Source organism: Paenibacillus sp. O199 (assembly GCF_001636635.1).
Taxonomy (GTDB): domain Bacteria; phylum Bacillota; class Bacilli; order Paenibacillales; family Paenibacillaceae; genus Paenibacillus; species Paenibacillus marchantiae.
Genome location: NZ_LGRP01000005.1, coordinates 261,435 through 274,421 on the forward strand (window position 1 = coordinate 261,435; position 12,987 = coordinate 274,421).

The following is a 12,987-nucleotide window of genomic DNA, read 5'->3' on the forward strand; positions in this document are numbered from 1 at the left end:
CTTAAACCACCTTCACTTTCATATATACTTTTTCAACGGAATCCACAGGTTGGACCTGAATCTCGATCAGAATGCTGTCGGTTTCATTGCCGGGAGCAACAGTGATATCTGTTTTGGAATCAAAATTTTGAATCGCCCCAATATCCTGAAGCTGCTTCAGGTAGGTAACACATTGGGAACGGAACAGGCTGCGCCCATCTTCGTTGTTGTTCACTTTGCCGATGTAATAGGACTCGAAAATCCGTTTCATATCGTTAGCGATACCATCAAGTACACGGACAACACGGTTTTTGGCAAAATGACGTGCCTTATCCGGTGTAATAGAACGGAATGTATTCACATCCTGCTCTACCATCGCACGGTTGCTGCTCGCCGTAAACACAAACTCACCATTACGCAATGCTGCTTCTGTCTCGCTATGTGTCAATCGTCCGTTCACATCCACGGCATCATCATACGCACGGAACGTCAGGGATTCATTTAGGTTAGCACCCGCTGTTGCACCGGCAGTCCAGGCTACGGTTTGTTTCGGGGTAAGAACGGTACCGTCTGCGAGCACAACACCATTTTTCACACTGATAATGCCTTCATGATCTGCAGCCGGATAATCGGACAGAACCAGTTGCACCTTCTTGCCCTCGGTATCACGCAAGCGCTTGATGTAGGCTGTGTAGACTGACTTGAGTGTGGCATCGTCTGAAATCAGACCGACTGTGTTAAAATCCAGTACTTCCAGCTTCGTCAGGAAATCGGAATGCTCCTGGTTCGTTGCTGTGCCATCTAATCCACCTGTTAGTGGAAGTGACGCAGTAGTTGTGAGTGCCCCTTCACCAGTAAATGTAACGTATGCGTTGGATTCCAGAGCTTCGATGGTAGACGCGGTTTGTTTGTCTACTTCTATACCCGCTAGCAAAGTGGAGACATCCAATTGTTCCGGTTCATTGATATTGGTGGAGATTACAACAGCCAGATCATTACCACGTACGCCGCCGTGTTGGGCTGTCACTGTCAGTTTGTCCAAGGTTGCCTTGGCTTTGGTCCCTGCATTGAGTCGGTAAAGAAGCAATGTCTGCGCCCGTTTCAATGCCTCGCGGATCAGCAGCATTTGCGGTGCTGTCCAGTCATAGCCCAATTTGGCTTGTACATCTTCACCTACTTGTACGGTCAGGATCGTGCCTGCTTGTCCCCATGACAATGGAATTGCCAAAGCCACCGTTCCTCGCTCACCAACCGTACCCGGCAACGAGCCCTCTGATGCAAAATTCATATATACGCCGGGGCGTACCTTGTTTTGTGTCGTCCATGTTCCTCCAGCCATTATTGTGCCTCCCCATTCATAAATTGTTGGATGTGTTGCTGTGCTTCTTCCAATGTGTAAGTTTGTTGTTCCAGCAGAACTGCTGCCAAAATATCTTTCTCGATCAGACTGAGTTGCTGGGATTCGGAGAACTGTGCTTTGCTGTATTTTGTTTCGTTATGCTTCTCTTCTGCTTCAAGGTTCTTTCGATCTGTTTCTTTCTTGGTGAACATCGCGAGCGCGCCTCCTATTCCTTTCATGATAAGTCCTCCTTAAACGTGTTCAGATAAAGAATATTCACACCAGACACTCCGCGGACTGTGTATATCCGTCTGAAATAAAGTCATACCTGTGTCGTTTTAATTACAGTTGGTTGCTGTTCCAGATGTTGCATTGGACTGGAGGGCTCCGGCACTTTGGTGGTTCGCATCGTGTAATACACCCACAGTTTGGGTGTTTCTCCCCACGCTTTCCATCGTAGCTCCGTCGCTCGACAAAACACTCCCTCCACTTCAAGCGTTTCCAATGCTTCGAAGAGCCTGTCCGGCAGGTCTTCCGGAATGTTCTTCCCGTCCATCCAGCGAATCTCGTAGATGAGAGACTGCACAAACCGGTCGCTCCGCTCACGGATGAGTTTAGCAGCCAGCAAGCGGTAGGCTAGGCATTGGCTATCTTGAGTATCGGCTCCTGTGGCAGGATAAATCGGAATGTTAGGGAGGTGATGCGATAGTGTTATCACGATGGCGGCGGTTAGTTGGGTTGTGGTCATAGTTCACCTCCTTTAAATCGGTTTCACAATATTACTTGAACACCTGTGCTCCACCAGAAACAGTAAAAGTAGAGTTAGTAAGGGTAACGTTCTTCATAGTAATAAGTGCTCCCTCCGCCCTTCCAACCCTCTCATTTCCTGTTCCTGATACATTTTCTAAATATGCTAAACAACCTCGATTAAATTCAAAAGGAATATATTGATTTGAACAAACACAAGAACTCACATAGACTGATAGGACCCCGGTAGCAGATAAAAAGCTAAGCCCTGCACTAACCTTATTGACAAAATATAATGTTAATTTATAACAATTTTGTGCAGAAACACCACCGTTAGAATTAATAATCTCTAAGGGCTTTTCATAGTTACCATTAATAAATACTTCAGCTGAACAATCATCGATTGAAAAATAGCCGTTTAACTTAATCCCTGGATCGAACAGAAAAAAAAGAGGGCCTCCATGAAATTCTCTAACGATAACATTCTCAGTAAAATTAACAGAGTTAGAAGTGTTTTTTATTCTGATTGAACGCCTGCCTGCATTAAACTTCTTCAAATAGTTAACTGCTGACTGTATTGTAGTGAATTGTGCATTAGCATCACTTTTACCTACAATAATTGTAATCTCTGAAGAACGAAGATCCGCATCATTAAACGAATCCATTAGTAAAAAAACTCCTAAGTTGGAGTTGTATTTCACCTCATAAATTTTACTTGTATCAATTAAATTATTTGGTAGGGTATAGTTTTTAAATTGTTCAACCCTAAGTTGATAGTTAGTATCGTTAATCTGCAAATATGTTGGCAGATTAACTGAAGAATTCGTCGTATTAAACTGTATCTTAAAAGACAAACCGTTAGTTACCATAAGGGAACGATTGAAAGCACAAACAAAGATGTTGTCAATAGAACGTACTGCTGCCGAAAATAGATTAAGCGAATTGGAGATTTGATTTACTTGACCATCCGTATATGACTTGGCATTTGTTGCCGCATTCGTCTCTGCCGCCACCCTCGCCTCTCTAACCGCCTTCTCCGTAGCAGCCAAATCTTCACGGGTGCCATCAACTGCGTTGGACAGTTGGACGATACCCTTATCTGTTAAGGATGCATCATCAATAACGATTTCCCCGACTTTCTGATCGGTGTATACCTTTACCTCTTCAATATCATCCCTTGTAGGTACTTTTTTCCATGGACCCCATCCGACATAGTAGTTCCTTTGAAAAACTTGTAGGTTACTCGGTTCAAAGGTTGTTAGAGTTTGGACCACACCAGCATGTCTTTCTATCGTCAAATGAAAGGCTACTCCTACTGGAGAATTAGCTAAAGTTTCTACTGTGGCATTCGTTGGGCAATAATATTCCCCTTCTGTAATATAGCTATTAAGATCAGATTCCGCAGATATAAGGATGGATTCACGTGTCGCCACACCTGCATCAATCTTTTCAAAAATCCCGTTAATACTCTCCCGGGTCACATTCTCGTTCCCCAAGGGAAGAGGTAATTTCAGTCGATCTGTTTCTTTTGGCATTACGCCCACACCTCCAGTTCATTCCACGTCAGGGACGCGGTGTCCAGTTCATCCCAGGTCATCTGTTTGTTGTCCAGATCGTCCCAGATCAGATAGCGATACTCATATTCCACGGCCATATGGGCCGGTTTCAGTTCTTCAATTGCTCGCTTCAGATCATCGATATTGGGCGGGCTGCCCATCGTATCCACAAAGCTCACCGTAAAACTCCACGTTTCCGGCTGAAATGTCACATCTACCTTGCCCCCATCATACGCCTCAGCCACATTCGCAACCTGCCTGCCCGAGAACTTTCCTGCCCCGCGCAGCTTCGACTCCACCACCGCACGCCGCTGCTCCACAGGTTTGAGACGATCCGTCTCAATACCAAGCTCCTGCTCCCAGAAATCCAGACCCCACGTCGCCGTACGGACAAAGAACTGATCCAATGTCTCATCCAGCGCCTGATACAGCAGATCCATCTCGGTTCCTTTGGACTGCATATCGGCCTGCATCACGCGGGAAGTTTCATAATAGCTCGGCAAATACGAGAACAGCTCCCGCCCTTTCTCACTCGTCAGTCCAACATGTACAGCAGAAGGTGCATTCATGACCCGCATCCTCCTTTCCTTTCACATCAACGTAAACAGCTTCACTCAAAAGCTGCGTTACCGAGCGGCGTACCACACGACCCAAGCACTCTTCTTGCCCGACACTTTCTTCATTTCCAGCTGAACCAGATACCGTATAGTCAGAATATTCCCGATGTCCCACCTTACCGCTGCCTCCACATCCGCACTTCGCTTTCACCATCTTCACTGCGCTACTCATGCACATCCACCGTCCCCAGCACCGCAACCTGACTCGCTGTCATCTCGATATTCTGGTCGCTCACACCGTTTACGGTCAGCTCCGAATAGTCGATAATCGGCGGAATGTCGAGCAGGATCGCGGCAATTCGAGTGTAGCGTACAAGCGGATCGGAAAAAGCCAACTGTTTCAGATACGCAGTCACCCCATGTTCGATCAACGCTCGTACATCTGCCAACGTCGCATCACTCGCTAGCGTCAGCTTCACCTGGATGTTCATCGGCACTTCCTCTGCGGGCATCACGGTCACCACCGGACCAGCAGGAGCAACGCCTTCACCCTGTCCATCCTGCGTTGGATCCACGTATTTCTGCACAGCCGCCACCAGATGGGTTCCCGCGGCACGTTTGTCCGTATCCAGCAGGTACAGTCCCACCGTGCCCGGCCCCTTCCATAGCGGTATGACACGAGTTGCACCAACACCTGGCACCTCACTGGCCCATTGCACATATTGCGCCTTGTTACCGCTGGTTCCCTGGTTGCGGACTTTGGCATAAAAGCGTTCCAGCAGCGCCATATCTGCCTCGATATCCGCACCACCTTTGATCACCTCAACGTTAGTTACAGAGGTAACGCCACTCACGGGTGTAGACAGCACGGTCACGGTGCCTGCAGGCACATTGCTTTCTTTTCCGGCAACGAGCGCTCGCACGCCAACACTACCCAGACCATCTTCTCCCAACTCCACACGACCAACCGTTTCATATTCGAGCGAAGCTTCACCGGAGATTTCATCCGCCAAAGTAGCCACAACTGTACCCGCAGGAATCACCTTGCCCGGCCTACCCACGAATCTAACCGTACCTTGTGCCGCCACCGCAGCCCGTCGCGTAAGCCCATGCTCCCCCGCTCGCAGATCGAGCTCCTCCGAACGAAAATTCGAATCACTGCTCGCCGCAGTGCTCGCAAAGCCGCGCCGCAGCAGTTCCTGCGCCCACAAAGCCGCCTCAGACAGCATAAACGCAACCGGAGCCTCCGCATCCCACAGAAAAGATCCTTCCGACTTGTCCAGATCCGCGGGCAGACGATCCAGCATACGCTGCATAATCTGTTCCTCCGTCTGGTCCTCCAAATAACGCGGAATCTCAGCCATCCCGTCAGATCACCTCACTTTCCAAAATAAACATCTCTTCCTGCACACTCGCCACCCGGCATGAGAACATGCATTGCTCCCGATTCCAATCAAACGTAAACTGGTCTACGGAATCCGTGCGCGGATCAGCCAGCAGCGTCTCGGTAACCATCCGGGTAATCTCACTTTCCATCACACCCCGGCTGTCACCCTGACCCACCAGATCTTCCAGCTCCGAACCATAGTTTCGGGAGTAGATCACATGTCTGTACCTTGGCGTTTTCACGGCCTTAATGCACCATTGCACCCAGGCTTCATGCGCACCTGCCGCAGCGACTTTGCCACTTGGAGTCAGCACAAAATCCCCCGCATCGTAATCGAATCGCCAGCTCCGTCCAAACCGCACCTCTTCCGAAGCCGCCCCCGACAGATCTTCCTCGTCTCCCCATACCAAACCTGTTTCAGGGAACAAACTAGGCATGCGCGCTCACCACCTTACACAGCACCACAATGTCGTTACCGCCATTCACCCGCATCGCCAGTACGCGATCTCCCGCTTTTAATCCTTTACCAAGAGACCACACCGCTTCTTCCACTTCCCCTTTTTGCAAAAGAAACCGTCCCGTGCCCGTCGTTCCGCCGTTTGCCACGTCAGATATACCGGAAATCGCGCCGGCAGCCTCGCGCGCCGGCAGTCCAAGCGTGCCCGGCAACTCGGCCACGAGATAATCCTGCACTTCGTGCTTGAAATCATCCAACTTCACGCCGGATGAGGTCATCGTGCCCAGTACCGCGCCCAGCCCGCTCACAGCCTGACGAGAATGTGTGCTCATCGCACCCCGCATGACCTCGGCAAAATGCCCGTACGGATCATCTTTATTCAAGGTAAACCCTCCTTTTCACCATCTCGACCGTGCCCAGCTCCAACGTCATCGTTCCAGGTCCAGCGGACAGATCACGGCTAACCGACATGACGATCAGTTTCAGCCCTTTGAGCAGCACCGCGTCTCCGGCACGAATCGTATTCACATCCGGTGCGGTTACGGTAAAGGTCTCCTGAATACCCGTCAGACGGCTTTTCGCCAACTTCTTGGCCGCAGTCGCTGTTTTCACCTGATCGTCCTCTATCAGCTTTTGCAGTGTGCCCAGTTCGGCTACACCATCCTGCTCAATCGCGAGCACTTTGGAAGGAACTTCTTTGCCACTGCTGGACTCCGAGGCCGCCATCACTTTAACTCTGGTGACCGCGCCTTCGAGCGTACGCATCTGGGTCAGATCAATCAGCCGATCCAACTCATGCACTTTCGCATTGCTGCCCACCTTGAACAGCTGCAGCCCGCCGGGCGTCATCCGCGGATGATACATATCTCCACCAGACTTCACCGTTTCCTTCAGATCGGCAAACATCATCGAAAAAATCGTCTGCGACCGATACACCGCTTTGCTCAGCTTCGTTTTGGTATCCGGTAGAGCGGCGTATGGGATTTTCCATTCCTTAGCATACGTTTTGAGTCGCTGCGTGGCAGTCTGGTCTTTCGGCAGCAAGAACTCATCCTCTGATTTTTCCAGATAAATCATCCGGTCGTAGACGGTCAGGGACAGTCGCTTGGTACCGCTGTTGGAGCTTTCCACTTCCCAGATGACCGCAGGATGCAGCAAGTGAACCATTGATTTTTCACCAAAAGGAATCCCGCTGATCCGCACCGCCATACCCGGTGAGATCGCAGGCAGACCCGAAGAAGCAGACACCGTCAACCGGATGTTGGCCTGATACGCAATCTGGTCGAGCGAGTCCTTCAGCGTAATCGTCTCCACCAATTTGGTGATGTCATATTTGTCGTCCACAATGACCTTGTAGGTCATGGCATCACCAGCTTTTGTCCGGGCTTGATCCGGTTCGGATCACTGCCGATGGTCTTCACATTGAGCTTATAAATCTCGTTCCATTTGGAACTGCTGCCCAGCTCAAGCTTTGCTATTTTGGACAGGGAATCGCCAGATTTGACGGTGTAGGTCTTGCTGCTCGTTTTCAGATCAGTACGGGAACCAGACTTGCTCGCAGATGTAGCCGCGCCAACCTTCTCCACTTTGGAATCCCGCCACGTTCGCAGCGTAATGTCAAAGTAAATATCCCCGCTCTCACCGCCCCGAAAGGTCGTATTGTGCGAGATCAGATACACCGGCACGTTCACCCCCGTGTTGGTAATGATGAAGCGCAGCGGCTTTTTCGATACAAGAAACGTATTTAGCATATTCATCGCTACACGCGGATCAGGCAAAGGCTCGTACATGCAATAGGACGCATCATATTCTTTTGGAAAAAAAGAAGAGAAGGTGATCTCCTTCACCTTCTCTCCCTGCGCAAAATCAAACTCGCCATATTCCAGCATATTAATCGTTTCGTATCCCTTGGATCGGGAGATCGTCAGTTCTTCCGGTTTCACCGGGAATTGAAACTTCGTTTTCCCATCGATCAGGGTAAATTCCATTTTGATACCTTCCACGTTATTTTTAAATACAGTCATGACAGGCCTCCTTTCTGCTTAGGCCATAATCGTTTTTCGATTTTCCATCGCACGGCGCACTTCGCCTGCAAATCTCATTCCAACCTGATGTGAGATGGCATCGTAGTCGATAGCATTCTCCCGGACAGTCACCTGCACAGCTCCTTGTGGTACGTTTACGGAGATCTGGTTGGTCGTCTCAGTTTTGAAATCCTTCAGGTAACCGGACAGACTACTCATCTGGTCTTCGGATATTTGTACTGTCATCGTGGACGATTTGCCATTAGCATTCGTTTGAGCTCCGTTACCTAGACCCATGGCTTGTGTCTGCATCACGCTTGTTCCCATAAAACCAGCAGATGTAGACTGGCCGACCTTATTGTTCATATATGCTGCTGGACCCGTCATTGTCAGTGCCGGTGGAATATAGGCAGGTGGCATCTGCGGACCTGTTGCTATTTGCGACGTTGAAGCCACCGTTGCCGCGGATGCGGTCTTGTCCTCCTTCTCCGAGCCAAAACCGAAGAAACTGGATATGCCATCGGTGATGTTTTTCGTTTTCTCAGAGACGTAATCCGCTGCACCCGACAATGCATTACCCACACCCTCGGTAGCGTTGGACATAAACTTCCCAATATCCTTAGCATTATCGCCGATCCAGCCGCCTGCTGCACTGCCAGCCCAACCGCCTACTGCACCACCAACCCATGTTCCTATCCCAGGCAAAAGAACACTACCGATAGCGCTACCAATCGCTGTACCTGCTGTGCCGCCAATCATTGAGCCTACAGCTCGGCCCCGCTCCTCGGGAGGTGCAGTTGCAACATTCGCTACATCAGCGAGCATGCTGATTGGCCCAAGTAATTTCCCGGCCCCCTTAGCAAGCCCTCCGCTCAGTTTGCCGAACATGCCATTGCCTGAGAAGAGCTTGGACATTGATGAAGTAGAGGGTTGATTAGCGCTAAGGCCCAGTCGATTCGGATTCATTTTTTGATCAAAATCAATTCTGAGCTTTTTTGATTCTGCTGGAGAGATGTTGGTGATGATTTTTTTTGTGGGATCGGAAGCTGGTGATGCTACAGTTCCAGTTGCACGTTCTTGATAGGATCTGGAACCGCTCTTGTAAGAACCTTTTTTACTACTTTCAGAAGTTGCAACACTTTTAGCTCTGCCGCCACCTAATTTTTTTGCTTTGCTACCTTTCACTCCACCTCTTGAGAGTCTTCCCACCAAACTTCCACTAGAACAGCAGCAGCATTGGGAGCCAGAGCTTGCAGTTCCGTCTAATTTTGATTTTTTACCTTTAAATAGGTTTCCTACGAACTTTATTCCTTCACTAGTATTCTTAACTGCATCAGCTAAATGATTAAATTTTTCAGCTCCATCAACAATACTCTGAAACCAACCCTTGTCTTCTTCAGCTTTTGCTGTTCCCGCCCCAGAAATATTGGTTGTGATCCCCAGCTTAGCAGTATTCTCCTGCACTTTAATCGCCAAATCCTGATTAGACATAGTGAGCTTCGCCAGTTCTCCATTCGTTGTTGTCAGTGTACTAGGTAGTTCCCCTATGGATAATTCAACCTTCTGCTGAACCATCACAGAAAAATCCCCCGAAGCCCTAACCATCTGGTTCCTGAAGCTATTCAGTTTCACTAGTGCGCGATCCAATGCTGGACTGAGCTTATCAATCAACCCAATCGTCGGCGTAATCCGCAGTCTGCTCAATCGCACAGCCGTGCTATAAACACTCTCCAGCCTGCGCCCGGTTGTTCTCAGCTCATTGTTCACCTTGATCAGACTCTGATAGCGAACTCTGCCCAGACGTTCGGTAGAACGCTGGATCTGATCCAGATACCGGATAGTCGTCCGCATTTCCGCATTGGATTTGGACAAGCCCACAATCATTTCTGCCATTTCTTTCACCCCCTGTCCGATCTAGTTATCGATTCATTTGCGAAGTTATCGCTGCCATTTCCTCTTCCGAGAAAGCAATCAACAGCGAGCGCTCCCCGCGTGGCAAAGACCAGAATTCTCCGGGCCGTAGATGATGACGAACCCACATGTGATAAAGGAACGTGGTCATCCCGCCGGAGTGAATCAGTTTTTTAGGTCTTCAATCTCCACACCGAAACCTGACAGCTCAAGTACCTTGTCGCCAACGGCATCCAGCTCACCCGCGAGTAACATGCGGCGAACCGCTTGTTCCCCACCGGACAGCTTCATGCGACCCGTGATGCGGTTGTCGCCCCAACCGGACAGTTCCAGGCCGCGTACATTCATTTTCACCGTCGCTTCGGAGATCAATAGCGCGTTAAACGTTTCGGTATCCACCTTTTCCTCGGTGCGGCCTTTGACCGTTTTCCGAATCGTACAGCGTTCGCGGATCTGATCCACTTTGGAGGATGTCAATCCACGCAGAGTCAGCAACAGATCCAAACGTTGAATCCGTACATTCTCTTCCGGCAAACGCTCTGCTGCTTCAAACAACTGATCCAAAATTTGTTCTTCAGACATATTCTCGTTCATACTCATGGGGTACGATCTCCTTCTCATTTCACAATTGGTTAAAACATGCTCCCTTTTCAGGGACAACAAAGAGACCGAGATTTTTCTCGGCCTGCCTGTGTATCCCACTTCTGTTAAGCCTCGTTGCTGTATGCCTGATTAAACAAGCTTGGTTACGAGGTCTTTCCGAAGTTCGAAGTCATTCCATCCTTAATTCGCTACAATCGGGTTCAACAATTCAAATCCTTCAAATGTAAAACTTGTTTCCTCCGGTACTTCCTCACCCGCAGTCCAGTTGGCGAGCTGTACTTTGTCCACCATGCAACCTTTCAGCAAAACACTCTCATGACCGTATGATTCTGGATCATCCACCTTCGAGATAATTTGGAACTTGGTGAAGCCCCGTTGGATCATGTCCGAAGTTACTTTGTAACCTGTCATGGTACCTGTTCCTTTTTTCGCACCATTCTTGTGTACTTTCCAGTCGTTGCCGACCAGATTCAGCTCACGCTTCTCAATTTCGACGCTGGCTTCCAGCTTATTAATATTTGTCTGCCACACACCATCGATATGCAGCTGACCATGGGTACCGAGAATTACTCTTGACGCATCCAACATGACAATTCCTCCTTGAGATTAGAAAATATCGTATATAACATCCGTTCAACGAACAGTAGTTTCTTTTAAAACACCATTCTCTTCTACACGGGCCTTATTGCACGTAAAACGTTCCAAACAACTGCTCCATTACATCCGTCAGCTTCACATTCCATTGCAGGAATACCTGATCCGCCTCCGGCTTGAGAATGGGTGCAGCACCATAATACGCCGGGTCAAGAACGACATCGTATCCCTCAGCTTCAATGACATTGCTCTGTGCGAGCAGCGCCAGATAGGCTTTCATCGCACCGATCAGCGCCTGACGTCCTTCTTCCGTATTGTTTACTTTACCGATATACGTATCTTCAGCAGAGCGCTGCAAATCCGTATTAATTGCATCCATCACACGAATGGAACGGATTTTTTTCCAGGCATTATTCTGTCCTGCGGCAGGGGTCACGAGTGTATTCACTCCGCGAAGCGCCTTCACCTGACGTCCATCATGGAAGAAAATAAATACACCATTCTGAACCGCCTGCTCCTGTTCTGCTCGCGTCCAGCGACGCGTCACGTCATCGAACGGAGATGGTGCATATGTGGTGGATTCATTCAGACGTTGTCCGGCAATCAGACCCGCAACATAAGCAGACGTTTCCGCCGAGCTGTAGAACGCATCTCCCAGACGCACACCCGTACCAACATTAATCACACCCTCATGATTCAACGTAAGTGAACGTGCTGCTGCCTTCTGTGCTGCAGTCGCAGAGGTGTCGTCTGCCGTAGTACCACCGAATACAGCCATCACGGGTTTACCCTCATTGCGCACACGTTTCACCCAAGCTGCAAAGCTCGCCAGCAAAGGCTCATCCGCCGCATGATCCAGTGCCAAAACGTCAAATTGCTCACCTTCCAGCGCGCCCTGCACGGCGATATACTCCGCATTGGTAAGTCCATCGTTGCCACTTGCACCACCTTTGAACGCCGCTCCCGCAACGGTTGCAACAACACCTGTACCCTCGCCAATCGCCTGCGCGTTAATCCAAATGTTGCTTTCATCCGCGTTGATCTCTTTTGCCAGCGACGCTGCCGAAATATCCGCAGTCAGCAGTGCATATAGCATCCGGTTGCCTTCAAACAAGCGCACTTCATGCTTCGTATTATCAATTACACCCGGTTGAATGGTGACGTAGAACCCGTTACCCCGGTCACCCGGATACTTGGCGTCCAGTTGCAGAACGGCTGTATCACTGCTGTCTTTCAGCGTAAGCGTGGCTGCTTTCGCCGTCTCTCCGGCTACCCGATAAGCGAGCAGCTTTTTCGGTCCACCCAACAGAGCGAGCTTCAAGGATGTATAAGCTGTTCCATTATCCTGGGCATGCGCCGAGAAAATACGCTCAATTGCAGCTTCACTGCCGACTTCTACAAAAGTGCCCACCGGACCCCAGTTGGCCTTGATCGGCACAACAACCGTTCCGCGATTACCAGCCTGAATGGCCGAAGACGCTGCCGCCTGAAAATTCATATATAAGCCCGGAAGTACCGGACGATTCGTTTGCTCCCAAGTTCCGCCTGCCATTATCCCTTCACCTTCGCTTTCATAAATTGGTTGATGCGTTCCTTCGCTTCCGCAATGGAAAACGTCTCTTGCGCTACTTCGTACAGCGCACCATACAGCACCTCTGCCTTAACGGCAAAGAGGGCTTCGGCATGATTCATCAGCTCGGCCCGCGTGTATTGCGGGGCAGCCTGTTTATTTTTTTTCACTGAGCTTGCCATGGCCATCTCACCTCATTGTTTGACTACTGAATTCGTTGAACCTGATCTTTGCACCATAATTTTGACCTATGAATTTTTGTC

16 protein-coding genes are annotated in these 12,987 nt (G+C 49.6%); all 16 read right to left on the reverse strand.

Features of this window, described 5'->3' with window-relative positions:
- Position 1 precedes the first annotated feature (1 nt).
- The gene (locus A6049_RS10265; protein WP_063564539.1) at positions 2 to 1,318 is read right to left on the reverse strand and encodes a phage tail sheath family protein; all 1,317 of its coding nucleotides are present in this window, start codon (positions 1,316 to 1,318) and stop codon (positions 2 to 4) included.
- A complete protein-coding gene (locus A6049_RS10270) occupies positions 1,318 to 1,557 on the reverse strand; it encodes a YqzN/YkzM domain-containing protein (protein ID WP_063564540.1) in 240 nt (79 codons plus the stop codon). The genes A6049_RS10265 and A6049_RS10270 overlap by 1 nt, the downstream gene beginning before the upstream one ends.
- 83 nt (positions 1,558 to 1,640) lie before the next feature.
- Positions 1,641 to 2,066: a phage tail terminator family protein gene (locus A6049_RS10275; RefSeq protein ID WP_063564541.1), complete on the reverse strand. Its 426-nt coding sequence runs from the start codon at positions 2,064 to 2,066 to the stop codon at positions 1,641 to 1,643.
- A gap of 31 nt (positions 2,067 to 2,097) precedes the next feature.
- A complete protein-coding gene (locus A6049_RS10280; RefSeq protein WP_063564542.1) occupies positions 2,098 to 3,600 on the reverse strand; it encodes a tail fiber protein in 1,503 nt (500 codons plus the stop codon).
- Positions 3,600 to 4,190, reverse strand: a complete 591-nt coding sequence (locus A6049_RS10285; protein WP_063564543.1) for a YmfQ family protein — start codon at positions 4,188 to 4,190, stop codon at positions 3,600 to 3,602. The genes A6049_RS10280 and A6049_RS10285 overlap by 1 nt, the downstream gene beginning before the upstream one ends.
- On the reverse strand, positions 4,150 to 4,410 hold the full coding sequence (locus A6049_RS32940; protein ID WP_145921916.1) for a hypothetical protein: 261 nt from the start codon (positions 4,408 to 4,410) through the stop codon (positions 4,150 to 4,152). The genes A6049_RS10285 and A6049_RS32940 overlap by 41 nt, the downstream gene beginning before the upstream one ends.
- Positions 4,403 to 5,542 (reverse strand): baseplate J/gp47 family protein, encoded by a 1,140-nt coding sequence (locus A6049_RS10290; RefSeq protein WP_063564544.1) that lies wholly within the window; start codon positions 5,540 to 5,542, stop codon positions 4,403 to 4,405. The genes A6049_RS32940 and A6049_RS10290 overlap by 8 nt, the downstream gene beginning before the upstream one ends.
- 4 nt (positions 5,543 to 5,546) lie before the next feature.
- Positions 5,547 to 6,002 carry a DUF2634 domain-containing protein gene (locus A6049_RS10295; protein ID WP_063564545.1) on the reverse strand — a complete coding sequence of 152 codons (456 nt, stop codon included), beginning with the start codon at positions 6,000 to 6,002 and terminating at the stop codon, positions 5,547 to 5,549.
- Positions 5,995 to 6,405, reverse strand: a complete 411-nt coding sequence (locus tag A6049_RS10300; protein ID WP_063564546.1) for a hypothetical protein — start codon at positions 6,403 to 6,405, stop codon at positions 5,995 to 5,997. Before A6049_RS10300 ends, A6049_RS10295 begins: the two co-directional genes overlap by 8 nt.
- The gene (locus A6049_RS10305) at positions 6,398 to 7,384 is read right to left on the reverse strand and encodes an XkdQ/YqbQ family protein (RefSeq protein ID WP_063564547.1); all 987 of its coding nucleotides are present in this window, start codon (positions 7,382 to 7,384) and stop codon (positions 6,398 to 6,400) included. Before A6049_RS10305 ends, A6049_RS10300 begins: the two co-directional genes overlap by 8 nt.
- Entirely contained in the window at positions 7,381 to 8,010 is a 630-nt protein-coding gene (locus tag A6049_RS10310) for a LysM peptidoglycan-binding domain-containing protein (RefSeq protein WP_063564643.1), read from the reverse strand. The genes A6049_RS10305 and A6049_RS10310 overlap by 4 nt, the downstream gene beginning before the upstream one ends.
- Before the next feature lie 54 nt (positions 8,011 to 8,064).
- Entirely contained in the window at positions 8,065 to 9,939 is a 1,875-nt protein-coding gene (locus A6049_RS10315) for a hypothetical protein (protein WP_063564548.1), read from the reverse strand.
- 183 nt (positions 9,940 to 10,122) lie between these two features.
- On the reverse strand, positions 10,123 to 10,557 hold the full coding sequence (locus tag A6049_RS10320; RefSeq protein WP_053783415.1) for a phage tail assembly chaperone: 435 nt from the start codon (positions 10,555 to 10,557) through the stop codon (positions 10,123 to 10,125).
- Positions 10,558 to 10,740: 183 nt separating this feature from the next.
- Positions 10,741 to 11,148, reverse strand: coding sequence for a phage tail tube protein (locus A6049_RS10325; protein WP_063564549.1), 408 nt, complete (start codon positions 11,146 to 11,148; stop codon positions 10,741 to 10,743).
- A gap of 94 nt (positions 11,149 to 11,242) precedes the next feature.
- Entirely contained in the window at positions 11,243 to 12,706 is a 1,464-nt protein-coding gene (locus A6049_RS10330) for a phage tail sheath family protein (RefSeq protein ID WP_063564550.1), read from the reverse strand.
- Positions 12,706 to 12,906, reverse strand: coding sequence for a YqzN/YkzM domain-containing protein (locus A6049_RS10335; protein ID WP_090807999.1), 201 nt, complete (start codon positions 12,904 to 12,906; stop codon positions 12,706 to 12,708). The genes A6049_RS10330 and A6049_RS10335 overlap by 1 nt, the downstream gene beginning before the upstream one ends.
- Positions 12,907 to 12,987: the final 81 nt, after the last annotated feature.

Coding starts and splice junctions, on each gene's coding strand:
- A6049_RS10265 (WP_063564539.1), bottom strand. CDS start 1,318: ATGGCTGGAGGAACATGGACGACACAAAACAAGGTACGCCCCGGCGTA.
- A6049_RS10270 (WP_063564540.1), bottom strand. CDS start 1,557: ATGAAAGGAATAGGAGGCGCGCTCGCGATGTTCACCAAGAAAGAAACA.
- A6049_RS10275 (WP_063564541.1), bottom strand. CDS start 2,066: ATGACCACAACCCAACTAACCGCCGCCATCGTGATAACACTATCGCAT.
- A6049_RS10280 (WP_063564542.1), bottom strand. CDS start 3,600: ATGCCAAAAGAAACAGATCGACTGAAATTACCTCTTCCCTTGGGGAAC.
- A6049_RS10285 (WP_063564543.1), bottom strand. CDS start 4,190: ATGAATGCACCTTCTGCTGTACATGTTGGACTGACGAGTGAGAAAGGG.
- A6049_RS32940 (WP_145921916.1), bottom strand. CDS start 4,410: ATGAGTAGCGCAGTGAAGATGGTGAAAGCGAAGTGCGGATGTGGAGGC.
- A6049_RS10290 (WP_063564544.1), bottom strand. CDS start 5,542: ATGGCTGAGATTCCGCGTTATTTGGAGGACCAGACGGAGGAACAGATT.
- A6049_RS10295 (WP_063564545.1), bottom strand. CDS start 6,002: ATGCCTAGTTTGTTCCCTGAAACAGGTTTGGTATGGGGAGACGAGGAA.
- A6049_RS10305 (WP_063564547.1), bottom strand. CDS start 7,384: ATGACCTACAAGGTCATTGTGGACGACAAATATGACATCACCAAATTG.
- A6049_RS10310 (WP_063564643.1), bottom strand. CDS start 8,010: ATGGAATTTACCCTGATCGATGGGAAAACGAAGTTTCAATTCCCGGTG.
- A6049_RS10315 (WP_063564548.1), bottom strand. CDS start 9,939: ATGGCAGAAATGATTGTGGGCTTGTCCAAATCCAATGCGGAAATGCGG.
- A6049_RS10320 (WP_053783415.1), bottom strand. CDS start 10,557: ATGAGTATGAACGAGAATATGTCTGAAGAACAAATTTTGGATCAGTTG.
- A6049_RS10325 (WP_063564549.1), bottom strand. CDS start 11,148: ATGTTGGATGCGTCAAGAGTAATTCTCGGTACCCATGGTCAGCTGCAT.
- A6049_RS10330 (WP_063564550.1), bottom strand. CDS start 12,706: ATGGCAGGCGGAACTTGGGAGCAAACGAATCGTCCGGTACTTCCGGGC.
- A6049_RS10335 (WP_090807999.1), bottom strand. CDS start 12,906: ATGGCAAGCTCAGTGAAAAAAAATAAACAGGCTGCCCCGCAATACACG.